This window comes from Collinsella sp. CLA-ER-H10, assembly GCF_040092475.1.
Classification (GTDB): domain Bacteria; phylum Actinomycetota; class Coriobacteriia; order Coriobacteriales; family Coriobacteriaceae; genus Collinsella.
This window is the reverse complement of the sequence record NZ_JBBNLM010000017.1, coordinates 13,212-37,205: the sequence shown is the minus strand read 5'-3', so window position 1 is coordinate 37,205 and position 23,994 is coordinate 13,212. Positions and strand designations below refer to the sequence as shown.

The window sequence follows — 23,994 nt, the reverse complement described above, 5'->3', positions numbered from 1 at the left end:
GCGGGCGCCCCACTTGTCGCCCAGGCCATCGCGTACCCAGTCGTAAATGCCGCCCTCGCCGTCATAGGTGGTGCCGAGCTCGGCGACGACCATGCCGTAAGGGAGCAGGAAGGTCAGGATCAGGAAGATCCACCAGAAGAACTGCTGGTTGCCAATGGCGGCAGCAGGTGCGGCGGCCTCGCAAACGAAGACGACGCAGATGATGGTCGAAATGACCGTAAAGAAGGAAAGCTTTTTCTTTCCGTCGCTCATGATGAGCTCCTTCGCTCAGTCTTGGACAGATCCGAGGCCCTAAGGCATTAAGGCAATTGCTTGGGCCTCGGTGAGCGGGCGGCAGGAGACGAGCATCCACCGCCCGCAAACGTGCTTTTAGAAGCCTTGAGGCTTAGAGCTGCTCGAGAGCCTCGAGAGCGGCGTGGAGCTCAGCCTTGGCGGAGTACTCGACACCCTCGTCGTTGAGCGGGGTGCGCTTGCCCAGGGCGGCAAGGAGAGCACGGATGGAGTGCTTGCGGTTCTCGGCCTCGACCCAGCACAGGGAGCGCTCGGGATCGTCCATGACCTCGTCGACGACTTCCTCGTTGCGGGTGGCCGGCAGGCAGTGCATGAACTTGGAGTTGGGGCCGGCGAAGTTCATCATGTCCATGGTGACCTGATACTTGGGATAGAACACATCCATGTAGTTCTCGCCCGAGACCTCCTCGTCGTACAGGCCATACCACACGTCGGTGTAGATGAAGTCGGCGCCCTTGATGCACTCGATGTCGTCGGAGATGACAACCGAGCCGCCGGAGACCTTGCAGTTCTCCTCGGCGATGGCCATCATCTGCTTACCGAACTCGGCGCGCTCCTCGACGGTGCCAACGTGCAGGCCGCCGTCGGGGATCTGGTGGCCCTTAGGTCCAAACTGGACAAACTTCATGCCGACCTTGGAGGCGATGAACATGAGGGAGACGCAGACCTGGGTGGCGTCGCCGATGAAGGCCAGGGTGCAGTCCTCGATCTTCTTGCCCTCGGGGAGGTTCTCGAGCATGGTCATGAGGTCGCCCATCTCCTGCGTGGGATGGTTGAACTCGGACATGCCGTTGATGACGGGCACAGCAGAGCCCTCGGCGAGGCCGACGACGTCCTTGTGACGGTCAACGCGAGCCATCATGATGTCGAGCAGCGAGCCCATAACGCGAGCGGTGTCGCCCAGGGACTCGTGACCGCCGAGCTGGATGGTGCCAGGGCCATAGAACTGAGCATGGCCGCCGAGGTCGGTCATAGCGGTCTCGAAGGAAAGACGAGTGCGGGTGGAGACCTGCTGGAAGATCATGCCAAGGCTCTTGTTGCGAAGCAGGTGCGGATAATAACCGTCAACCTTGATGGCCTTCTTCATTGCCAGGCCAAGATCCTCGATAGCCAGGATCTGCTCTTTGGTGAAATCGTTGGTGTCGATGAAATCCTTAGGCAGTGCCATATCGATTTCCTTTCCGCCGGTCTTGCCGACTATTACTATGAGACGCTCGGACATCACGCCTCGTGTTGACAAGACCATCATTCACCCGTATGCAATTTTTACCTAGTTTATTCGGGATTAAAGACCGTTCACGGAGTTACACCCTCTCTAATCCAATATAAACCCGCAGGTCAAGTGTTTACAGAAGGTTTACTATCTGGAGCCGCGAACGGTATACGGCTATGCTGTATCTTGGCGTCTAATCCGCAATGGAAGGATCGGCTGAGACATATATACCGGGGGGATATAGCGGGCTCCATAAGAGATCAAATAAGACAGGACGGTGACAGATGGACACACTCATGTTCTTCTATACCCAAGCGATACTCGTAATCTGTATTGTGACGGCAGTGCTTTCGCTTGCCGCCTATGCCTCATCCCGTCGACGCTTCTTTATCTATGGCAGTGGCGTTTTTATTTGCTACGCCATCGAGATGACCGAGATCTTCTTTTTTGAATACACGTTGCAAAACGAGAGCTTTCCGGCCAGCGACTATTACTCAATTACCATGCCTGTATTGCGGACCCTTGTGGTGACTGCTTCACAGGCTTGTATTTGGCTGATTGCCATGGACTTGCTCGATAAGCATTCTAAGAAGTTGTTCGCCATCCCTGTCCTAACGTTTTTGCTGTGCGAGTCGCTGACTATCGTCGCAGTCCCCTTCGGCCCCATGCGTCAGTGGATCTACTACACGATGCGTCAGGTATTCCTTGTCTTTGTGGGACTGTATATCTTCTGGACGGCTCATAAGAGTACAGAGGTTGAGCTGAAGGCACGCGTTAACAACCAGCGAAAGCACCTGATTATCGGCGCTATTCTGGTCGGTTGCATCGTTGCCGAGGATTTCTACAACATCCTTGTCATCCCCATGAGTCTGGCACCCTCTTGGCTGCAGCTGTATCTGTCCGAGCGCAACTTTAGCGAGAACGTCTTTGCGTGCTACTTTGCGATTCTGCTGATCATCTACGCCTACCACGTGCTTTCAATCCGCATGCAGGAGGCGCCCGAGGAAAAGAACGTCAGCGATCTTAATCGGCACATCGAAGAGCAAATGCCCTTCTATCGCAATGCCCACAGGCTCTCCAACCGCGAGGCCGAGGTTTTGCGTCTGGTTGTGCTGGGCAAGTCGAACCAAGAGATCGCTGACGAGCTATTCCTTGCCGTGGGCACCGTCAAGACCCATATCCACAACATCCTGGTCAAAACCGAGCAGCAAAACCGCACCACGCTCATCCTCCACTTCTGGAAAGGATAAAGTTACGCGGTTTTACCAAACCGCGTAACGGTTCGACGCTACAAGCGCCCCTAAGCGGCAACCTGACGTTCAATCGTCGGTCGCGTACCCAAAGCACGCTTCCCTCCTCTTTCACGTCACCTTGCTCGCCTAGGGGCGCTTTCGCTGACTTATGCTCAACCTGCGATTGTTTTGCTTTAGGTCGCTTATTCGCTGTAACGGATGGCGATAGCAGCTTGTACCATGCCGGCGCTCATGAGGTAGGTCACCAGGAAGTAGCCACCGTAGGCTGCCAGGAAGATCGCACAGGTGAGGCCCACGGTGCCGCCGATGCTCATATTTCCGAAAATGCTCACCAGCTCGATGATCACCTTAAGTGCCACAAAGGAGTGCGCCAGGCCCACTGCCAGCGGGAACAGGAAGAATACCGCTTGTTGCGCCATCACCGAATGGCAAATCTGGCGGTCCTCACAGCCGATCTGTGCCAGCACACGATAGCTGCGGCTGCCGTCGGCCACGTTGGAGAGTTGCTGGATCGACAGAATCGCCGCGCATGCAACGACCAATACAAAGCCGATGTAGATGGCTAGGTAGCTAATAAGACCGTTCATTTGCGCTGCTTGCGTGTACATCTCGGAGCGTGTGATAAAGATTCCCCACGACCCTGGCTCTTTGCCGTCAACGAGCAGATTGTCGAGCAGAGTGTATTTAATGCTCTCGTCTGCCTTGGTCGTATCCATCCCCTGTTTGTAGTTAACGAGCAGGCTACTGGAATACGGCTGCAGATTAAGTTGGGACAACAGCTCATCGGCAACGACGACGGTACCCGGATTACTGCCCATCGCCGAGTTGGCGATGGCCGCCGTATCTTCGTCCGACTTATCGGTTGCGGGCTTGAGTGTATGCCCGCCCAAGGTAAGGGCATGGCCGCCAGCCATATACTTGGTGTACAGGTCGACCAGCTCGCCGCCCATATCACACGTAAGCAAGTACTGGTCGCGGCCAATGCTCACCGGCTCCTCGCCCATCATCTGACGCAGTTTGTTGTACTGGCTCGCCGGCGTCACAAACAGACCCATCGCATCGGCATTGCTACCCCCGAACGCCTTGGGAAGCTTTTCGCCCATGGTCTTGCACATCTCACTTGGGGTCACCGAAGGATTCGAGCCGCCAACCGGGTAACTCAGATACGAATCGATCTGTACATGCTCGCCGGCAACATCGGCGATATTGACCTTCTTGCCGGTCTCGTCGTTGTTGTCCGCCGACTTGCCCTTACGATCGCCGTGCCATGGATCGCCGTGCCATGCGGAGTACAAATCGACCGTACTATCGGCCAGCACCATTCGATCGGCTTCAGACGGATTGAAAGACTCTTTGTAGAAGTCGAGCGTATCGGGCGTGTAATAAACATACGTCTGAGACACATCAACAGGGTTATAGCGCTCCAGGTTTTCGTTCATCACGTTGGCAATCGACATACCGCACGTCACCGAGGTGATGGCCAAAAACAGGAGCATCGCGATGACGCCCATCGAAAAGCACACCGTGTTGACCTTGGCCGCAAGCTGGCGCACGGTAAACATGTTGAGGCCGCGCCAATACACGCCGCGCAGGCTCTGCAGCAGCTTGATAAGCATGCCCGAGAGTCCCCAGAACAGGGCAAAGGTGCCCACGGTAACCATAGCGGTCGTAATACCAAACTGGGTCATGGCCTCTTGCAGCTTGCTGTCCGTCGCGGTTAGCGGGAACCCATCACGTAGCAGACGGTAATAGGCCACGCCCACAAGCGCCACGCCCACGGCAAAGATGGCAATCGCGATCCAGGGGTTGCGTGTCTTGATGCTCTCGTTGCGACGCTCGGCACCCATAAGCTCGATTAGTTTGGTACGACGCACGGCGCGAAGGTTCAGCAGTAGCGTGAGCACAAACATTACGAGCATGCAGGCAAGGGTCAGGCTGAACGCATGCACCGAGAAAAAGAAGTGGAAATTGGCGATCTGTGTCTTAAAGAGCGAGGCCGTAAAGAGCGTCATGAGCTGGGAGAGTCCCACGCCCAGCACAATGCCGGCGACAAAGGCGCCGACCGAGACGATCACCGTCTCGAGCGCCATGATCGTGGCGACGCGCCCGCGCCCCATGCCGAGCACCTGGTACAGGCCAAACTCCTTCTTGCGGCGTTTCATGATGAAGTTATTGGCATACACCATCAAAAAGGCCATGACACCGGCCAAAAAGTACGTCAGGTTGCCGAGCATGCTGCCCATAACCTGCGCCAAGCCCTTTTCATCGATGCCGGCGATGTCGACCTGCATCGAGATGGTGTTAAAGGCATAGAAGACCGTGACGCCCAGGGTGAGCGTCAAAAGGTAGACGAGGTAGTCGCGGCCGGCGCGGCGGACGTTGCCCCAAGCGAGTTTACAGAGCATCGGAGCCCTCACCGCCCATCATGGCAACGACCTCCATAATGCGGTCGAAGAACTCTCGGCGGTCGGTGTCGCCGCGGCGCAGCTCGGTGAAGATCTTGCCGTCGCGGATAAACAGCACACGGCTCGTGTAGCTGGCGGCAAAGCTGTCGTGCGTGACCATGAGCACGGTGGCGCGCAGGCGGCGGTTAAGGGCCTCCAGGCTCTCGAGCAGCAGGCGAGCGCTCTTGGAATCGAGAGCGCCGGTGGGCTCGTCGGCCATGATCATGGTGGGGTCGGTGACGAGCGCGCGAGCCGCGGCAACGCGCTGCTGCTGACCGCCGGACATCTGGTAGGGATACTTGTCGAGCACCTGACTGATGGACAGGCGCGCTGCCACATCCTGCACGCGGGCCGAAATCTCTGCCGAGTTTGTGCGGGCGATGGTGAGCGGCAGGGCGATGTTCTCGCGTGCCGTGAGCGTATCGAGCAGGTTGGAGTCCTGGAAGATAAAGCCGAGCTCCTCGCGGCGGAACTGCGAAAGCTTAGCCTGCTTCATGCGTGTTACGTCCTGCCCGTTGATGCGGATCGTGCCACTTGTGGCGCTATCGATGGTCGACACGCAGTTGAGCAGGGTCGACTTGCCCGATCCCGAAGCGCCCATGATGCCAACAAATTCGCCGCGGTTGACGGTAAAGCTGACGTCGTTGAGCGCGCGCGTCACGTTGCCCAGCGCTCCGTATACCTTTTCGAGATGCGCGGCCTCCAGTACCGGGGTCGCCATGTGCGTGGTTTGCATACCGAGTCCTTTCTTGCAATTAGTCTACGGCATCTATAGTCGCAAGAAGACGAGTCGGCTACCATCGATATGGCTTACGCTTGCCTTACCGTTGTGTAAGGTACGGGTAGCTACCCTGCCACGTGTTGATGCTGAGAGAGGACTCCTGTTGAAGACTGTTCATGTTGCCGCTGGGATCATTCGCAAGGAAGGATCTGACGAGCTGCTTGCCGTGCAGCGCGGCTATGGCGACATGCAGGGACTTTGGGAATTTCCCGGCGGCAAGCTCATGCGCGGCGAGTCGCCCGAGGACGCCGTACGCCGCGAGCTCATGGAAGAGCTGCAGGTCAAAGTCACCAACCTGCGCGATTTCTATACCGTTGAGTATGACTACCCCGATTTTCATCTCTCCATGGAGTGTTACTACTGCTCGCTGACCAAAGGGTCTGGCGAGCCCCAGAAGCACGACCGCCAGCTCGATATCCGCTGGATTCCGCGTACCTCGCTTGCCACGGTGGAATGGATGCCCGCTGACAAGGGGCTCATTGATGCCCTGATTGAGCTGAAGGAAGATCGGCTTGAGGCCAACGGCACTGCCAACGACGCCGAGGCCACCACGACCGACGAGCCCGCTTCCAAGCCCAAGCGCGCACCTAAGCGCCGCAGCAAAAAGCGTCCCAAGCCCGGTCTGCTCGACGGCATCGATACCTCGGACCTTTCCGCCGACGAGCGCGAACTGGTGCGCCGTCGCGCCGCCATCAAAAAGTCAATGAAGGGCAACAAGCGCGCCAACACCAAGCCCGAGCTGCTCGTACGACAGCGCCTGCGCGCAGCGGGCCTTACGGGCTATCGTTTGGAATGGAAGGTACCCGGCAAGCCCGACATCGCCTTTCCCGGGCGGAAGATCGCCATCTTCGTCAACGGCTGCTTTTGGCACCGCTGCCCCAAGTGCAACCCCAGCCAGCCCAAGCGCAACGTTGAGTTTTGGGAGGCAAAGTTCCGTCGCAACGTCGAGCGCGACCACGCTGCCGTGGCAGCACTCACTCAAATGGGCTGGACGCCCATAACCATCTGGGAATGCGAGCTCAAAAAAGACCGCATCGACACCACGATGGAAAAGGTCATCGAGCAGGTGCGCGCCGCAGAGCCGCAGCGCTAACAGCGAGCATTCACACGCTCCGCACGTCCGCGCCACATCCACGTCACAAACCTTAGAAAGCCCTTAAGCTCAAAACCTTTCAAGAGTGTTACTCGATAGCTTTTACCTGCGGTTTCATCGCAACGTCAAACCTCATTAAGCCTTTCTTTAGCACTTCCTTATCTGCACCCGCGGCATAATGTAGCCAACGCACGGGACCTAGCAGCACACCCCGCGCGCAACCTTTTGGTGGACATCGAGGAGGCCGCATAAGCATGCATTCTTCCAATGACGCAACACAGCAGCCATCCCTAAAACATGCAAATCTTTTCTCCTTCCCCCCGACACAGAGAAACGGCCTCCTCGACTCCCCCACCACAAAAGCCAAACGGTCAACCGACCAGAGCCACAACTTACGAGCATCGTTCGAAAAGCTCCAAGCATCTCTAGACAAAACCTTCCCCAACCAAGCCCGGGCATACTAACCCCTCATCAACAAAGCGCCCCTCGCGCCCCATCCTTTCCGCCCTAACGCCACAAGGGCGATCGAGCAGGACGGCTTGGGCGGGCCCCCGTACTTAGTTTCCAAAATCATTCCGCAGCGCGAAGGCCCCCGTTGCCAACGCTTCGTAGAAGCGAGGCAACGGGGGCCTTCATGCGCGAGGACGTTTTGGAAACTAAGTACGGGGGCCCGCCCAAGCCGTCCGGTGGGATCAGAGTACCCTTGCTGTTACTCTGCTTTGCCCACAGAGTTGAGGTTGGTCATGCGGATTTTAACCAGCTCGGTGATCTCGCGCATACCCTCCTTGGCCGGCTTCTTGGGGTCGAAGCAGGCGGGGTTCTCGGCCATGTAGGCCATGAAGCCCTTGGTGTAGGCCTGACGCAGCTCAGTGGCGTAGTTAACCTTGCAGATGCCGTTCTTCACAGCCTCGGCAACCTGCTCATCGGGCACACCAGAGGTGCCGTGCAGGACCAGCGGCACGTCGACGGCGTCGCGGATGGCCTTGACCACGGACTGCTCGATGTGCGGATCGCTCGTGTACACGCCGTGGCTGGTGCCAACGCCAATGGCCAGCGAGGTGCAGCCGGTACGCTCGACGAACTCCTTGGCCTCAGCAGGATCGGTGTAGGGGCTCTCGCCCTCAACCGCGGGACCGTCGTCCTCCTTGCCGCCAACCTTACCAAGCTCAGCCTCGACGGGCACGCCCATGGCGCGGCCAGCGTCGGCGACGGACTTGGTCAGAGCGATGTTGTCCTCGAAGGACTCGTGCGAGCCGTCGATCATGACAGAGGTGTAGCCCGTGCGGAAAGCCTGCATGCAGCGGTCATAGCCATCGCCGTGATCGAGGTGCAGAGCGACGGGCACGGAAGCGCGCTCGGCGGCAGCCTTGACCATGCCGTAGAAGTAGTCCAGACCAGCGGTCTTGATGGTGCCCGGGGTGGTCTGCATGATGACGGGGGACTTGGTCTCCTCGGCAGCGGCCAGAACGGCCATAACAAACTCGAGGTTCTCGACGTTGAACGCGCCGACGGCGTAGTGGCCGGCCTGAGCGTCCTTGAGCATCTTTTCGGTGGTAACAAGTGCCATGAGCGTTTGCTCCTCTCCCTCGCCCGCATCTGGACATCGGGCGTAGTTGTTCACAAGGCGTTTTACCTTGCGTTTTTCTGCGCTCATTGTATGAAATTCAGCGTCTTTGCACGTGCGAGATATTGAGCCCATGCAGGTCAATACAGTCGTTTTTGAAAAGCAAACGGAAGGAATTTGAGCCGAGTGGGCGTGTTCGATATTGAATTTTGGGCGTTCAGCGTCTTTCTTTTATAGAAAAGATAAGTAATCGAAAGGTGTTTTCTTACTCAAAAAGAAAATGAACGAAAATAGAGTCAACACAATTCCTGCAAATTTAGCCGAGAATGGAGCAAGCATGCCCCAAGCCACCAACCGTGCTTTTGCCGACGAACGCCGTACCGCCATTATGGAAATGCTCGATCATAACGCCTCGGTGCAGGTAGCAGAAATCGCCCAGACCTTTGGCGTGTCCTCCGTCACCGCCCGCGCCGACCTGGACGCGCTCGCCGAAGCAGGCAAGCTGCGCCGCACGCACGGCGGTGCCGTCTCGCTCCACAAACGCCTGACCGTCTCCACGCAGGATCGCCGCATCAATGTCAACGTCGCTGCCAAGCAGGCCATCGCGCAAAGCGCCATCGAGCTCGTCAATGACGGCGACACGCTGCTCGTCGACTCGGGCACCACGGCGCTCGAGTTCGTCCGGCTCCTCGACCAGCGCGATGGCATCACCGTCATCACGGCCGACATTACCATCGCCGATTACATCGACGAGAGCATGCCCTCGGTCGATGTCGTCATGCTGGGCGGGGCGTTGCGCAAAGGCCATCGTTATTTGTACGGACCGCTCACTATGCAGGCGCTCCAAATGGTCCATGCCGATCTGGCCGTCATGTGCCCCGGCGCCTTTGTCTCCAGCTGCGGCTTTACGACCGACTTTCCACAGATGGCCGAGACTAAAACGGCTATGATCGCCGCGGCCCATCAAAGCGTCGCCCTCATGGACGCCAGCAAGGTCAACGGACGCGGCATGTACCGTTTTGCCGAGCTGACCGATGTCGACGCCATCGTGATGGACCGAGACCCCGAAGGCGCCGTCGCCACCTCAATCGCCAAGACCGCCGACGGCGCACGTCCAGCACTCATCATCGCCGCCAACTAAATAAAAACCACCACAAAGGTGCCTGTCCCCTTTGTGGTGGTTGTGATGGCTGAGCGTCAAAAGTGAATGTGTCGCTACTTGGACAGCTCGTCGGCAAGGGCCTCGATCTGAGCGCGCGAGGCGTCGTTGAGCGAGCCCAGCACAGTCACCTTGTTCTGCGTCAGGGTGATGTCCTTCATGCCCTCGAGCTCCTTGGTCATAACCTTGGCAGCTGCGGGCGCCCAGGAACCGGACTCGACAAGCGCCACGGTGCGGTTCTGGTAGGCATGCTCGGCGAGCGTGTGTATGAAGGTGCTCATGCACGGGAAGATCTCGCCCTGATAGGTAATGGAGGCGAGCACCAGACGGTCGTAGCGGAACGCATCCTCAACGGCCTCGGCCATGTCGTCGCGAGCCAGGTCAAAGACGGAGACCTTCTGGCCGCGAGCCTCGAGCGCAGATGCGAGCTCCTCGACGGCAGCCTTCAGATGGCCATACACGCTCGCATAGGCGATCGTGATGCCCTCGTCCTCGGGCTGATAGCTCGACCAGGTGTTATAGGTGTCGAGGTAATAGCCCAGGTTCTCGGTCAGCACGGGGCCGTGGAGCGGGCAGATGATCTGGATGTCCAGGCCGGCGGCCTTCTTGAGGACGGCCTGCACAAACTTGCCGAACTTACCGACGATGCCAAAGTAGTAGCGGCGAGCCTCGCAAGCCCACCCCTCGGGATCCTCGATGTCGTTGGCGCCAAACTTGCCAAAGCCGTCGGCACTAAAGAGCACCTTGTCGGTGGACTCGTAGGAGAAGATCACCTCGGGCCAGTGAACGTTGGGGGCGCCGATAAAGGTCAGGCTGTGGCCGCCCAGATCGAGCACGTCGCCCTCTTTGACGACCATCTTGCGCTCAGGGTAGTCGGTGCCAAAGTAGTTGACCATCATGCGGAAGGCGCCCATGCTGGCCACAATCTGTGCCTGGGGATAGCGCTCCATAAAGGCGGCGATACCGGCGGAGTGATCGGGCTCCATGTGATGGACAACCAGATAGTCGGGCGTACGGCCATCGAGCACGGCCTCGAGGTTGCCGAGCCACTCGTCAACAAAACCGCCGTCGACTGAATCGGCGACAGCGATCTTTTCGCCCAAGATAACGTAGCTGTTGTATGCCATACCGTTCTCGGACACATCGTACTGGCCCTCGAACAGGTCAATGTCGTGATCGTCGACACCGATGTAGCGGATATCCTTGGTGATCTCCATCAGGCAAAGCCTCCTAGATAGACAAAAGAACCCGTCTATCATAACACTCGTCTTCATAGACACGGCTATCTGCCAGCATCCTTATCGATTGTTATTGAGGCGGAATATACCGCCGTTTACCTGCGCAAACTATGAGCGTGGTATCGCCGTGCTATGTCGAATAATGAGCTGGCCGGGAATACGAATGGCAACGGTTTTGCCCGCCGTACCCGCCTCGGGAACCGCATGCTCAAACACCTCGCGTCCGCGCTGATGTAGATCGAATCGCACGGTCGTGAGCTCGTTGTGTGCCACAAAATCATCGAGCGAATCGTCGACGCCCACCACGCTCACGTCCTCGGGCACGCGCAGGCCGCTATCACGCAGCGCGGCAATCGCGCCATTTGCCATCTGATCGTTTGCCGCATAGATCGCCGTCATGGTGTGATCGTGCTCGGCCAGGTACCTGCCGGCCTCGTAGCCGCTGTTGGCAGACCAGTCGCCCTCGAGCGGCTCTGCCGGCTCGATGTGTTTACGCTCGAGCGCATCCTGCCAACCGGCACGACGAAATTGCTCGTCGACCGAGAACGACGGGCCGCCAATATAGCGAATCTGCTCGTGCCCCAGCTCAAACAGGTGATCCATAAGCAATAGCGAGCAGCCGTAATGATCGGAATCGACCGTGGTCACCCGCGGGTGCGCATACATGGTAACGATGACCGTGCCAATGCCCGGCAGTGGATCAAACGTCTCAAAATCGGGCGCCATGCGGCTCATGCCGATGATGATGCCGTCCACCGGCAATGCGGCCATACGACGCGTGGCCTCGGCAAGCGAGAATTCCTCGGTCTTGGACATCTCGACCAGCGTGATGGCGCAATTATGCTCGCGAGCAGCGCTGGCGATGCCGTCGATCATTGAGAGGTTGCCAAACTTGGTGACATCGTTGATGCATAGGCCGACCGAATGGTAACGGCCGTCGCGCAGCGAGCGACCGGCATAACTCGGACGAAAGCCGAGCTCTTGCATAGCGGCCTGCACGCGCTGGCGCGTCTGTTCGTTAACGTTGGGCAAGCCGTTGGCGACGCGCGAAACCGTCTGCTGCGAAACGCCAGCAGCGCGGGCGACGTCGGCCATGGAGACCGGACGCGTACCTGTATCGTTGGACGGGCGCCTTGCCACAGGATCACCTTCACCCTTGCGAGATCTGAATAGCGTGAATGCCGGCCCGGGCAGGAGTTTAGCCCGCGCCGAGGCCCGCTATCGTCGGACGCATGTTAACGTACTCTACTTTTTCTATCGGCGGTTCTTTTGCTCCATATGTCCATACAGCCACACCGTTCACGGCCGAAAATCTACCGATTACCAGATTCTCAAAAATAGATATGCGTTGTGTTATGAGTACGTTAACATACCCATTAACGTGCGGCACCGCGACCGTCTGGTTTGTGGTGCTCAAAATTGTTAACGTACTCATAATGACACGGACCAGTCTCTCCCGCGTCAAGGAAAGGACCCCCCATGACCACCCCCGACGAAAAGACACTCGCCACGCTCACCAAGCTGTTTGAGGAGGAGTTTGGCACCATCGGCGATCGCCAGGTGCTCTATGTGCACGCGCCCGGCCGTTCCGAGATCAGTGGCAACCACACCGACCACGAGGGCGGCCACGTCATCGCCGGCTCGCTCGATGTCGCCGTTGACGGCATCGCCGTAGCGACCGACACCAACAAGGTCCGCGTTGCCGATGAGGGCTACCCCACCTTTGAGATCACGCTCGACACGCTGGATATTCAAGAGTCCGAGAAGGGCACGTCCGCAAGCCTCGTCCGCGGCATGGCCCATGAGATTGCAGCCCTTGGCGTTGAGCCCCAGGGCTTCGACTTCGCCTTCACCTGCTCCGTCCCCTCGGGCGGCGGTCTTTCGAGCTCCGCTGCCGTCGAGGCGGCATACGGTCGTGCCATGGAGACGCTCTGGGGAGCGCCCGCCATTGAGCCCGTCGCACTCGCCCAGATGAGCCAGCGCACCGAGAACAACTACTACGGCAAGCCCTGCGGCCTGATGGACCAGGCCGCCGTTTGCTTGGGCGGCCTCGCCTACATGGACTTTGAGGATCAGGCCCAGCCTAAGACCCAGAAGCTCGAGCTCAACTTTGAGGATCACGGCTACGCGCTCGTGCTCGTCAAGGTCGGCGCCGACCACGTGGCCGCTACCGACGACTACGCCGCCGTTCCGCGCGAAATGCAAGACGTCGCCGCCGAGTTTGGCAAGGCACGCCTGTGCGAGGTAAACGTTGCCGATTTTGACGCCAAGCTCCCCGAGCTGCGTGCTAAGCTGGGCGACCGTGCCTGCCTGCGCGCCGTTCACTACTGGTACGAGAACGGCCTGGTCGACAAGCGCTGGGCAGCCCTGAACGCCGGCGACATCGACCAGTTCCTGGTCCTGACACGCGAGTCCGGCGCCAGCTCTGCCATGTACCTGCAGAATGTCGTTGCCAAGCTGGGCTCCGAGCAGCCCTCGATGTATGCCCTGGCACTGGCCGAGCACGTGCTCGACGGCCGCGGCGCCGTCCGTATCCACGGCGGCGGCTTTGGTGGCACCATCCAGGCCTTTGTGCCACTCGATCTGGTCGACACCTTTATCACCAAGATGAACAGCTGGCTGGGCGAGGGCTCTGCCCGTCACTACGCTATCTCTGACAAGGGGGCTTACGCGGCATGGCTGTAATGACCGACGCGCGCGAGGCTGCGCAGAACCTGATCGAGTACGCTATCCACCGATCGATGATCGGACAGGACGACCGCATCTGGGCCTACAACACCATTCTGGAGTGCATCGGCGCCACGGGCCCCGCGCTCAACATGGCCTGGGCGCTCAAGACCGAGAAGATTTCGCTCTTGCACCCCGATACCCTGCCCGATTTTGACCTGGAGGGCACGCTCGCCGCGCTTTCCGAGGCCGCCGTTGCCAACGGTGCTGCCGAAGACACGGTGTCGGGCCGCGACCGCATCGCCATGCGCATCATGGGCGCGCTCATGCCGAGGCCTTCGGTTGTAAACGAGGAGTTCAACGGCCGCATGGGCGTCAACGAGCCCCGCGCCGCGACCGACTGGTTCTACGGTCTGTGCTGCGACGCCGGCTACGTGCGCCGTGCCGCCATCGCGCGCAACATCAAATGGCGCACCCCCACCAACTGGGGCGACCTGGAGATCACCATCAACCTGTCGAAGCCCGAGAAGGACCCGCGCGACATTGCCGCAGCCGGCGCCGCAAAGAACACGGGCGAGAAGTATCCCGCCTGCCAGCTGTGCATCGAGAACGAAGGCTATCCCGGACGCTCCGCCGCAGCCGACGGCGGCGCCCATCCCGCCCGCCAGAACCTACGCGTTATCCCCATTCAGCTCAACGACGAGCGCTGGGGCTTCCAGTACAGCCCGTACGCATACTTTAACGAGCACTGCATTGCTATGAGCTCCGAGCATCGCCCGATGCACGTCGACCGCAAGGGGCTGACCTGCCTGCTCGATTTTGTGGACCTGTTCCCGCACTACTTTATTGGCTCCAACGCCGACCTGCCCATCGTGGGCGGCTCGATTCTGTCGCACGACCACTTCCAGGGCGGCGCGCACGAGTTCCCCATGATGCATGCCGCCGAGGTCTCGCAGTTTAGCGTGCCCGGCTTTGACCAGGTCAGCGGCACCGTGTTGCAGTGGCCGCTTTCGGTGCTGCGACTGCGCTCGCACGACCGCACCCAGCTGCTCGATGCTGCCGAGAAGATTATCCTCGCCTGGCGCGAGTGGACCGACGAGTCCGTGGGCGTTATCGCACACACAGCCGACGGCGTAGCGCACAACACCGTAACGCCCGTCATCCGCCGCGTCGACTCCCGCGGCAACGCCGGCGGCGAAATCTACGAGGCCTACCTGGCGCTTCGCTGCAATATCACGACCGACGAGCATCCGCTGGGCGTATTCCACCCGCATGCCGAGTACCACCATATTAAGAAGGAGAACATCGGCCTGATCGAGGTCATGGGCCTGGCCATTCTTCCGCCGCGCCTGGTTCCCGAGCTCGGCGCTGTCCGCGAGCACTTGCTAGCGGCCAAGGCCGATGCCAGCTACGACCTTGCCGGTGCGCTCGAGGGCGATGATCTATGCCGTAGCCACGCCGCATGGGCCGAGGACGTCTTTGCCCGCCGCGCCGACGAGCTTACGGCCGAAAACGCCATCGACATCCTGCACGAGGAGGTCGGCGTGGTGTTTGGCCACGTGCTCGACAACGCCGGCGTCTTTAAGTGGGACGAAGCCGGCCGCGCCGCCCAGCAGCGCTTTATCGACTCACTGTAATGGTCCCTTGGGGACGGAGGAAAACAGATCATTTCGTCTTCAAGACAACGGCGCCCGCCGGCAACATCGCCGACGGGCGCCGTTTTTGAGTGTAGTCATTGGGGTCATTCTTAAGGGGCGTTCTTAAACGACTAGTCATTAAAGAGCGTCCCCAATGACTACTTGCAACCAAGGCAACGCCGGTGTCTTGGCAACGACAGCGAAAACGCCCCTAAGCGAGCAAGGTGACGTGAAAGAGGAGGGCATTGACCTTTTGGTCATGCCCGACGATTGAACGTCAGATTGCCGCTTAGGGGCGTTTGCAGCGTCGCGCCGTTACGCGGTTTGATAAAACCGCGTAACCCTACAGTTCAGTCACGACAACGCTGTTGTAGACCTCGTCCCAGCGGTCCATGACCAGGTGGCCGGTCTTGGGATCCATGGCGTTGAGCTTGCCGCAGGTATTGGCGGTCTTGAGCACCGTGACGTCGTCGGCACCAGCAGCAATGGCATGTGCAAAGCCGGCGATGGTCGAGTCGCCGGAACCCGTCGCGTTCACAGCCGCAATCGCGGGCGTCTTGGCGCGGAACGCGCGGCCCTCATGGAAGCCCACCGAACCGGCAGCGCCCATCGAAACGACAACCCAGGGGATACCGGCAAAACGGTCATCGGCGGCAAGCGCCTCGCGCAGAGCATCGACATCATCGGTCGTAAAGGACGTACCCAGCAGGCCGTTAATCTCGGTCAGGTTGGGCTTTACGAGCTCAGGCATAGCGTCGGACTCCAGCGCGGCCTCCAGCGATGCACCCGAGGTATCGAGCAGCACCTTGGCGCCCGCCTCCTCGGCGATCTTGACGAGTTCGGCATAGTAGCCGGCATCGACGCCACGCGGCAGCGAGCCCGAAAGCGTCACAACGTCCGCCTTCGCTGCAAGCTCGGCAAACTTGGCCGTAAAGGCCTCGAGCTCGGCCGGGGCGATCTGCGGGCCGCTCTCCAGCAGCTCGGTCTGATTGCCCTCGTGCAGAATATTCAAGCAAATGCGCGTCTCACCGGCGATGGGCACAAAGTCGTTCTTGACGCCGTCGGCATCCATGAGCTCGGCCATATAGGCACCCATGTGACCGCCGAGCAGACCGGTCGCGAGCACATCGTCGCCCAACTGCAGCAGCACACGGCTCACGTTGAGGCCCTTGCCGCCAGCGGTCTTTTCGGGCGTCACACGGTTAACATCGTCGATGATCAGCTTATCGAGCTGATAGCGCGTATCAATCGACGGGTTCATGGTAACGGTCAGAATCATATTGAACTCCTGTTTCCGGGGCACGACACGCGCAGCCCCAAACATACGATAGCTCGTTAAAGGATCTCGATCTCAAAGCCGCGGGTGACGGTCTCCCCCGGCTTGGCCACCAGGCAGCCGCGCTTGTGCTCCAGAATATCGTCCTCGTCGGAGCAGGTGGACAGGCCGCCCCACGGTTCCACGGCCACAAAGTCACCCTCGGGCTTGCTCCACACAATCAGGTACGGCATATCGGGAAACGTCAGGCGCACGCCCTTGTCCTCGGTCTTCTTGGTCAGCGTAACCACGCGGCTCTCGAGCACGTCAAAGATGGTCTCCGCGAAGTCAAAGAGTTCGTGGGTCAGCGGCAGGTCATGGCCAACCATCGGGTTCTTGCTGCGATGCTCAACATCAATCAGGCCCGTCGAGGGAACGGCAGTACAGAGCTCGGCGGCCTCGCGCTGCTCAAAACGGAGCTCATAGTCGTCATAGGACTCGCCCTCGTCAAGCGGGCACTTAAAGCCAGGGTGACCGCCCACAAAGAACGGCATGTCCTCGGTGCCCTCATTGGTCACCTCGTACGACACGGCCACCTTTTCCGCATCGATCGTGTAACGAGCAACGATCTTAAACGGATACGGGTACTGCTCGAGCAACTCGGCATGGTCGGCAGAGCTTAGGCTCAGCGCGACCATGTTGTCGCCCTGCTCCTCGAGCTTCCACTCCTGTTTGCGAGCAAAGCCGTGACGGGCAAGCTTGACCTCGTGGCCGCCCATAGTCATTGCGTGACCATCTCGAAGGCCGCCGCAGATCGGGAAACAAATGGGTGCCTGGCCCGACCACACCGCCGGGTCGCCCTGCCACAGGTACTCACGGCCGTTGGCCGCAATAGAAGTGAACGATCCGCCAGCCGTGCTCAGTGCCACGCGGATAGAACCGTTATCAAGAACAAACTCCATAGGAGCCTTCCCTTTCTTACGACAGCCCGCCAAGTCAGTGGGGCTGATAGCAAACCGGCCCGCGCCCCATCACAGAAACGCGAGCCGTCAACGGACTAGTTAATTACGCCGGATACCCGCTAATCGTGGTATTCGCCGCGGTCCCACTTCTCGAGGAACTCGTCAAAGAAGTGCGGGTCGGCCTGAGCCTCGGCGTCGGCCTTGTTGCAGGCATCGATCTTGGCGATCAGGGCATCGTGCTCGGGAGTCTTCTCGTAGGGCTCCTCCAGGAAGGCAAGCATGATATCGGCCATCAGGAACTCGCCGGTGATCTTGCCGCCAAAGCCCACGATGTTGGCGTTGAGCTCGCGACGGGCATACAGGGCAGAGGTCATGTCGCGAACCAGGGCGCAGCGGGCGCCGGGAACCTTGTTGACGGCGTTGGTGATGCCGATGCCGGTGCCGCACAGGGCCACGCCAAAGTCGGCCTTGCCGCTGGCAACAGCCTCGCCCACGGCCTTACCGTAGATGGGATAGTGCGTACGGGTGTGGCTGTAGGTGCCGCAGTCGAGCACCTTGTAGCCAGCCTGCTCCAGGCGGTCGGCCAGATAGATCTTCTCGTCCGTAACGATATGGTCGCAACCGATTGCGATGGTCTTCTTCATCAGAACGTCCTTTCGTCTGAATTCACAAGTTGAGGTAGAAGTTCGAGTTCTCGGTGGCTCTCGTTAGGCCATCTTGTTGAGCATGTCGACACGGATCTGGTGACGGCCGCCGGCGTACTGGGCGCGCAGGAACTCGTGGGCGATCTTCTTGGCGACCTCGGTGCCCACAACGCCCGGGCCCATGGTGACCATGCGCGAGCCGTTGTGCTCGCGGGTCATGTAGGCGGAACGCTCGTCGGAAATATTGGCGACGACCATGCCCTTAATCTTGACGGCGGCCATATAGGAGCCGACTCCGTACTTATCGAATGCGAAGCCCTGGGAATCCTTGTGCTCCAGCAGGTCCTTGGCAACGGCGGTCGCGGAATCGACAAAGTCCGCGGCAGGGGTCTCGGAATAGTCGACGACCTCGTGACCGTCGGCGATGAGCATCTCCTTGATGGACTCCTTCATCGACATACCGTCGGCATCGGAAGCGATTACAACCCTCATGACATCCTCCTTGAGAGATACGCAGGTGCGTAGTTTCTGTTTGGAAGTGTTGAATCGCGTTCAGGTCCGGGCATCTGAATGTGCGGTTCTTCACTGCTCATGTTTATTTGAACACATTCGAACATCAACTGCAAGAATTATTTGTTTATCTTTGTTCTTTTTTGAACAAATACCGTTTACGGATGATTGCCGACCGTCTGGACCCGGCGCGGACGTAGCGACCGCGTATTCAACAAACAAAAGGGCGGCCGAGAACGCGTCTCGGCCGCCCTTCGGCGGTATTCCCCGGTATATACAGCTGTTTTAGCTACTCGGACTGCCCACCCTTTTTGGCGTGCTTGGACGGAGCGCTCAGAAAGCGACCCGTCAAATAGTTCGCCGGGCCGGAAATATCAATCCCCAGCAGGGTGTGCCCCAGCCACAAAAACGCCGCGACCACCAGCAATGGAATCACGCACGAGGTCACGATCATCACGATGACGCCTTCGATAAGGTCGGTCACCTGCTGCACGATCTCGTCGGTCATCTGCTTGGCACCACTGGTTACCGACGTGACCAGGCTTGAGGCACCGTCGGCAAGCTGCTCAAGCACGTTCTTGGACTCTGTGGACTCGGTCTTTTTCTTGCTTGCTTTGGAGCTATCACTATTTGCCGTACCCGCAGCGTCGGCCGCCTTTTGCTCGGCCGCTTCGATGCTCACTCGATACGTTTCGTCGACCTTTTGCGACACCCATACGCTTGCAGGCACCAACGCCATGCCGATCGTGGCGACCACCAGCACGCGAGTCGCCACGCGGCGCAGGACGGCGCTCGTGCTCCAGCGCCCGTGAATGCCGAGCGACACCGCAAGGAGCACCAGCGCAAACGGGATCAGGATGCCCAAGCCAACCGACCACAAAATGGTTAGCAGGTATTTCTCGAGGTAGAGCACGGCAAGCACGATACCAAGGTTGCCTGAAAGCTGCGCGAGCTGCTCGGCAACCGGCGTTCCCGTATCACCCGGCAGCGCGGTAATGCCCGCAGACAGCGCCACGCACGAGGTCGTGAGCGCCAGTACGTTACCCTTCTTTTGGTCGATGACCTCGATGGTGGAGTCCCAAGTTTTGGTATCGGCGAAATGCGGACGAGCTACAAAGCCCGACAGCAGCGCCAGTACCACGAGCGCAACGATAAAGCCAATCTGCAGCTTTTTGTTTGCGCACACGACATCGGACAGGCTGGGCTGCAGCTCTGTTACCGTCGTGTGCTCGGTTATCTAGACAGGACGCCCATGAGCCATCTCGTGCGCGTCTCTTTTTTGTATTGACCCGTTATCCGGCATTTGGATACCTCCTCAGTCCGGGGCTTAATGCGAAAGGAAGTATACCCACCGAGCAAAAAACGAACGGGAAGACGAACAGAGCGCACCAAGACTGTCCCCAATGACTATCTCCGGATGAGTTGCGGTGGAATAGGGATTGTTTTGCGCCCGTCGGCCCCTATTCAGTCCCTATTTCACCGCAACTTGGAGGAGGACAGAAAAAGCCCTGCCGCGGGTAGCGGCAGAGCTTTTGGAAGGGGACTTGGTTGTGAGGGCTCGTTAGGCGAGCTTGGCCTCGAGCTCGGCGATGCGCTTGTAGGCATCGATGGTAAAGCGGGCCTGCTTCTCCAGGATCATAGTGGTCATGAGAGTGTCCTGAGCGTGAGCCATGATGAAGGTCATCTCCATCTCGCCACCGCCGGCCTCCTGCGAAAGCAGCTTGGTCTGCGTGTCGTGGGCGCCGATAAGTGCATCGCTGGCATCCTTGTGCAGCTGTTCGGCCTTCTCAAAATCGCCCTCGCGAGCAGCATCGAGCGCTGCAAGCAGATCGGTCTGGGCGTCACCTGCGTATGCGACAATCTCGAATCCAACCATCGAGATTTCTTCTTTGGTTGCCATATTGCGTTCCTTTCACATATGAACCAATGGAGAGCATCGCGTCCGGGCATACGCGCTGCGTTCTGTATGACAGAAACATTAACATTCAAACAAAAAAGAACAGCGCAAAACGCAATTTCAAGCTATGAACGGTCACTTTTCGCCCGTGAACGGTTTTTAAACCAATCTGAACAATATCGAACACAGTTAGTGACAACCCAAACAGGACCGCACCCTAACGCAAATCGCGCACCGTATCGCCCTCTACGAGCACACCGGGGATCAGCATGTGCTCCACGCCAGACGCACCCCCATCGGCGCCGGCAATCTTGTCGACCGCCCACATGCCGACGCGCTTGTTGTCAAAGCGCACCGTGGTCAGGCGACGGTCGGGCACGATATCGCCCAGACTATCGTCAACACCCGCCACGCTCACGTCCTGGGGCACGCACTTCCCGCGCGACTCGAGCCCACGGATACAGCCATATGCCATGGCATCGTTGGAGGCATAAATGGCCGTGCAGGTCGGATCATCCGCCAGAGCCTGGCCTGCGGCATACCCGCTCTGTGCCGTCCAGTCGCCGCGCACGAGCTGCGGGGGCTCAATGCCATGCGCGCGCAATGTCTCGCGCCAGCCTTCCTCGCGCCGCATGCCCGAAAGCGAGCGCTCGGGACACGAGATAAAGTGCACAGTCTTGTGCCCCCGCCCCAGCAAGTACTCGACCACCTGGCGCGAGCAATCGAACTGGTCGTTATCGACCGTCGAGCACAGCGGGTGCTCCAGCATGGTAACGAGCACCGTCTGCATACCGGGCAGCGGCTCAAAGGTGCCAAAGTCCGCCGGCATGCGATTCATGATCACGACCATGCCGTCTACCGGCAACGCGCTCATGCGCGACGATGCGCTCTCGAGGGTATAGGGATGTCCATCTACTTTAGTGAGGGTGATGGCGTAGCCGTGCTTATCGGCGGCGGCGGCAAAGCCCTCCATACGGTCGAGGTTGCCGGTACCGGTAATGTTGAACATGGCGACGCCGACGGTCTTAAACTTACCGCGGCGCAGCGATCGACCGGCAAAATTGGGGCGATACCCCAGCTCGCGCATGGCGGCACGCACGCGTTCCTTGGTCTCGGGGCGCACGCTGGGCGAATCGTGCACGGTGCGCGAGACCGTCTGCTCCGAGACGCCCGCGAGGCGCGCTACGTCTTTGACGGATACCGATTTTTTAACAGCGGCCATAGGTCGATCTTTCTATGTCAACGATGCCATTGGTGGCACCTTGCGCAGTCATTTTTAACGCCTTCAAGTATATCCAACGCCTCCCCCACCATACGCTCACCACCCAAAACCTACCGTTCACCGACATTTTTGCTTCCCCGAACGGCTTTTGTCGCCCAAATGTTAACGTTGCCATTGTGCAAACACAGAGCCACCGGGCGGCTCAAACGTTTACGCGCAAGGAATCGACGGTCCACAGGCACAGGGGCCATCGGTTCGCGTCTTATTTTGTGTCGCAAAATGGCAACGTCAACATTTTGGCAACCAAACGTCAAAAGCTACCATCGTTGCCAACCCACCGACTCTTAGGAGCTTTGCATGGAGCAACTCATCGCCATCATCGAAAAGGGGCAGCCCTTTTTCAACGCGATCGCCCGCAACAAGTACCTCAAGGCGATCCGCGACGGTTTTATCTCCGTCATCCCCATCATCATCTTCTCGTCCATCTTCTGCCTGGTAGCCTCGGTTCCCAATATCTGGGGTTTCTACTGGCCCGATGACATCAACAACGCCCTGTGGAAGTGCTACAACTACTCCATGGGCATCCTGGCCATCGCCTGTGCCGCCACCACGGCCAAGCACTTCGCCGACGCTCAGAACCGCGATCTGCCCAAGAACAACCAGATCAACTTCATCTCGTGCATGTGCGCGGCCATCATCGGCTTCTTGCTCCTTTCGAGCGACACGATCGCCACGGACGCTGCCAGCGGCTTCAACACCACCTACCTTGGTTCCAAAGGCCTGCTGACTGCCTTTATCGCTGCGTTTGTGACCGGCATCATCTACAAGTTCTTCATTAAGCGCAACATCACCGTCAAGATGCCCGAGCAGGTTCCGCCCAACATCTCGCAGACCTTTAAGGACATCATCCCCTTCTCCGTCTGCATCACCGTCTTTTGGGTCTTTGACATCGCCTTCCGCGCTGCTTTTGGCTTCTGCTTTGCCCAGGGCGTCATCCAGGTGTTCCAGCCCCTGTTCACCGCTGCCGACGGCTACATCGGCCTCGCTGTGATCTACGGCGCTATGAGCCTGTTCTGGTTCGTCGGCGTCCACGGCCCCTCGATCGTCGAGCCCGCCATCGCCGCCGCCCTCGTTGCCAACATGACCGACAACCTGGCTGCGTTCCAGGCCGGCCAGCACGCTTCCGCTGTCCTGACCCAGGGTGCCCAGTACTTCGTCGTCTGCATGGGCGGCACCGGCGCCACGCTCGTCCTGGTCTTTATGTTCTGCTTCCTGGCCAAGTCTCAGGAGATGCGCGCCGTCGGTAAGGCCGCCATCGTCCCCGTCTGCTTTGCCGTCAACGAGCCGCTGCTGTTCGCCGCGCCCATCGTGCTCAACCCCGTCTTCTTTGTCCCGTTTGTCTTTGCCCCGATCGCCAACATCTGGATCCTCAAGATCTTTATCGACTTCTTGGGCATGAACGGCTTTATGTACACCCTGCCTTGGACCGTCCCCGGCCCCATCGGCACCATCATGGGCCTGGGCTTCCAGCCGCTCGCTTTTGTGATGCTCGCCCTTATCCTGGTCGTCGACTTCGTTCTGTACTACCCGTTCTTCCGTGCCTATGACGCCCAGAAGTGCGCCGAGGAGGCCGAGATCTCCCAGGAGGAGCTCGCCGCCAAGAACGCCGAGAAGGCCGCCAAGCTCAACGATGCCTTCCAGGGCAAGGCTGACGCCAAGAGCGTTGCCGCCGGCGCTGCTGCCGAGGCCGTGAAGGCCGACTCCCCCGCCGCTTCTGCAGCACCCGCTGCTGAGGCAACGACCGCCAGCGACCTCAACGGCAAGCGCGTGCTCGTGCTCTGCCAGGGCGGCGGAACCTCGGGCCTGCTCGCCAACGCACTGGCCAAGGCCGCCAAAGAGCGCGGCATCAATCTTGAGACCGCTGCCGAGGCCTATGGCAACCACGTGGACATGCTCCCCGACTTCGATCTGGTCGTCCTGGCCCCGCAGGCCGCCAGCTACCTGGCCGACCTGCAGAAGGACTGCGAGCGCGTGGGCAACAAGTGCGTCGCCTGCCGTGGCAAGCAGTACATCGAGCTCTCCCAGAACGGCGATAAGTCTCTCGCCTTCGTCTCCGAGCAACTCTCGAAGTAAGTAACGCTCAGGGCCAGCCGACCATCCAAGA

20 protein-coding genes are annotated in these 23,994 nt (G+C 59.3%); 6 read left to right on the top strand and 14 right to left on the bottom strand.

The window, feature by feature from the left end; all coding sequences use genetic code 11:
* Nucleotides 1-252: amino acid permease (locus AAAX36_RS07605; RefSeq protein ID WP_349074938.1), on the bottom strand; the 252-nt coding region annotated here is incomplete at its 3' end.
* Between the two features lie 133 nt (nucleotides 253-385).
* On the bottom strand, nucleotides 386-1,459 hold the full coding sequence (ptcA, locus tag AAAX36_RS07600) for a putrescine carbamoyltransferase (protein WP_117583532.1): 1,074 nt from the start codon (nucleotides 1,457-1,459) through the stop codon (nucleotides 386-388).
* Between the two features lie 329 nt (nucleotides 1,460-1,788).
* On the opposite strand from ptcA, the gene AAAX36_RS07595 reads away from it, so the two are divergent.
* On the top strand, nucleotides 1,789-2,754 hold the full coding sequence (locus tag AAAX36_RS07595; RefSeq protein WP_349074937.1) for a helix-turn-helix transcriptional regulator: 966 nt from the start codon (nucleotides 1,789-1,791) through the stop codon (nucleotides 2,752-2,754).
* Between the two features lie 185 nt (nucleotides 2,755-2,939).
* Here the strand turns inward: AAAX36_RS07595 and AAAX36_RS07590 are convergent, their stop codons facing one another.
* Both AAAX36_RS07590 and AAAX36_RS07585 read right to left on the bottom strand, forming a co-directional pair.
* Nucleotides 2,940-5,162, bottom strand: coding sequence for an ABC transporter permease (locus AAAX36_RS07590; protein WP_349074936.1), 2,223 nt, complete (start codon nucleotides 5,160-5,162; stop codon nucleotides 2,940-2,942).
* Nucleotides 5,152-5,937 (bottom strand): ABC transporter ATP-binding protein, encoded by a 786-nt coding sequence (locus AAAX36_RS07585; protein WP_349074934.1) that lies wholly within the window; start codon nucleotides 5,935-5,937, stop codon nucleotides 5,152-5,154. The genes AAAX36_RS07590 and AAAX36_RS07585 overlap by 11 nt, the downstream gene beginning before the upstream one ends.
* Before the next feature lie 148 nt (nucleotides 5,938-6,085).
* On the opposite strand from AAAX36_RS07585, the gene vsr reads away from it, so the two are divergent.
* Entirely contained in the window at nucleotides 6,086-7,075 is a 990-nt protein-coding gene (gene vsr, locus AAAX36_RS07580) for a DNA mismatch endonuclease Vsr (RefSeq protein ID WP_349074932.1), read from the top strand.
* A gap of 709 nt (nucleotides 7,076-7,784) precedes the next feature.
* Here vsr and AAAX36_RS07575 read toward each other — a convergent pair.
* Nucleotides 7,785-8,642, bottom strand: a complete 858-nt coding sequence (locus AAAX36_RS07575; RefSeq protein ID WP_022095149.1) for a class II fructose-bisphosphate aldolase — start codon at nucleotides 8,640-8,642, stop codon at nucleotides 7,785-7,787.
* Nucleotides 8,643-8,976: 334 nt separating this feature from the next.
* On the opposite strand from AAAX36_RS07575, the gene AAAX36_RS07570 reads away from it, so the two are divergent.
* Nucleotides 8,977-9,780 (top strand): DeoR/GlpR family DNA-binding transcription regulator, encoded by an 804-nt coding sequence (locus AAAX36_RS07570; protein ID WP_349074930.1) that lies wholly within the window; start codon nucleotides 8,977-8,979, stop codon nucleotides 9,778-9,780.
* A gap of 74 nt (nucleotides 9,781-9,854) precedes the next feature.
* Here AAAX36_RS07570 and AAAX36_RS07565 read toward each other — a convergent pair whose 3' ends face one another.
* Nucleotides 9,855-11,015 (bottom strand): MBL fold metallo-hydrolase, encoded by a 1,161-nt coding sequence (locus AAAX36_RS07565; protein ID WP_349074928.1) that lies wholly within the window; start codon nucleotides 11,013-11,015, stop codon nucleotides 9,855-9,857.
* Between the two features lie 129 nt (nucleotides 11,016-11,144).
* A complete protein-coding gene (locus AAAX36_RS07560) occupies nucleotides 11,145-12,131 on the bottom strand; it encodes a LacI family DNA-binding transcriptional regulator (RefSeq protein ID WP_349074940.1) in 987 nt (328 codons plus the stop codon).
* A 384-nt stretch (nucleotides 12,132-12,515) separates the two neighbouring features.
* Here AAAX36_RS07560 and AAAX36_RS07555 point away from each other — a divergent pair, with 384 nt between their 5' ends.
* Nucleotides 12,516-13,721 (top strand): galactokinase family protein, encoded by a 1,206-nt coding sequence (locus AAAX36_RS07555; RefSeq protein ID WP_349074926.1) that lies wholly within the window; start codon nucleotides 12,516-12,518, stop codon nucleotides 13,719-13,721.
* A complete protein-coding gene (locus AAAX36_RS07550) occupies nucleotides 13,721-15,340 on the top strand; it encodes a UDP-glucose--hexose-1-phosphate uridylyltransferase (protein ID WP_349074939.1) in 1,620 nt (539 codons plus the stop codon). Before AAAX36_RS07555 ends, AAAX36_RS07550 begins: the two co-directional genes overlap by 1 nt.
* Nucleotides 15,341-15,683: 343 nt before the next feature.
* Here the strand turns inward: AAAX36_RS07550 and AAAX36_RS07545 are convergent, their stop codons facing one another.
* The 7 genes from AAAX36_RS07545 to AAAX36_RS07515 form a co-directional block, all read right to left on the bottom strand.
* Nucleotides 15,684-16,619 (bottom strand): hexose kinase, encoded by a 936-nt coding sequence (locus tag AAAX36_RS07545; RefSeq protein WP_195919832.1) that lies wholly within the window; start codon nucleotides 16,617-16,619, stop codon nucleotides 15,684-15,686.
* Nucleotides 16,620-16,675: 56 nt separating this feature from the next.
* On the bottom strand, nucleotides 16,676-17,557 hold the full coding sequence (locus tag AAAX36_RS07540; RefSeq protein WP_349074924.1) for an aldose 1-epimerase family protein: 882 nt from the start codon (nucleotides 17,555-17,557) through the stop codon (nucleotides 16,676-16,678).
* A gap of 119 nt (nucleotides 17,558-17,676) precedes the next feature.
* Nucleotides 17,677-18,201 carry a galactose-6-phosphate isomerase subunit LacB gene (gene lacB, locus AAAX36_RS07535; protein WP_006234831.1) on the bottom strand — a complete coding sequence of 175 codons (525 nt, stop codon included), beginning with the start codon at nucleotides 18,199-18,201 and terminating at the stop codon, nucleotides 17,677-17,679.
* A 63-nt stretch (nucleotides 18,202-18,264) separates the two neighbouring features.
* Nucleotides 18,265-18,693 (bottom strand): galactose-6-phosphate isomerase subunit LacA, encoded by a 429-nt coding sequence (gene lacA / locus AAAX36_RS07530; RefSeq protein WP_215692668.1) that lies wholly within the window; start codon nucleotides 18,691-18,693, stop codon nucleotides 18,265-18,267.
* Between the two features lie 307 nt (nucleotides 18,694-19,000).
* On the bottom strand, nucleotides 19,001-19,897 hold the full coding sequence (locus AAAX36_RS07525) for a hypothetical protein (RefSeq protein ID WP_349074922.1): 897 nt from the start codon (nucleotides 19,895-19,897) through the stop codon (nucleotides 19,001-19,003).
* Between the two features lie 375 nt (nucleotides 19,898-20,272).
* Nucleotides 20,273-20,611: a PTS lactose/cellobiose transporter subunit IIA gene (locus tag AAAX36_RS07520; RefSeq protein ID WP_055252615.1), complete on the bottom strand. Its 339-nt coding sequence runs from the start codon at nucleotides 20,609-20,611 to the stop codon at nucleotides 20,273-20,275.
* 214 nt (nucleotides 20,612-20,825) lie between these two features.
* Nucleotides 20,826-21,830: a LacI family DNA-binding transcriptional regulator gene (locus AAAX36_RS07515; RefSeq protein ID WP_195543947.1), complete on the bottom strand. Its 1,005-nt coding sequence runs from the start codon at nucleotides 21,828-21,830 to the stop codon at nucleotides 20,826-20,828.
* Nucleotides 21,831-22,187: 357 nt separating this feature from the next.
* On the opposite strand from AAAX36_RS07515, the gene AAAX36_RS07510 reads away from it, so the two are divergent.
* Complete coding sequence (locus AAAX36_RS07510; protein ID WP_349074920.1) at nucleotides 22,188-23,963, top strand: lactose/cellobiose PTS transporter subunit IIB; 1,776 nt, start codon at nucleotides 22,188-22,190, stop codon at nucleotides 23,961-23,963.
* Nucleotides 23,964-23,994 lie beyond the last annotated feature (31 nt).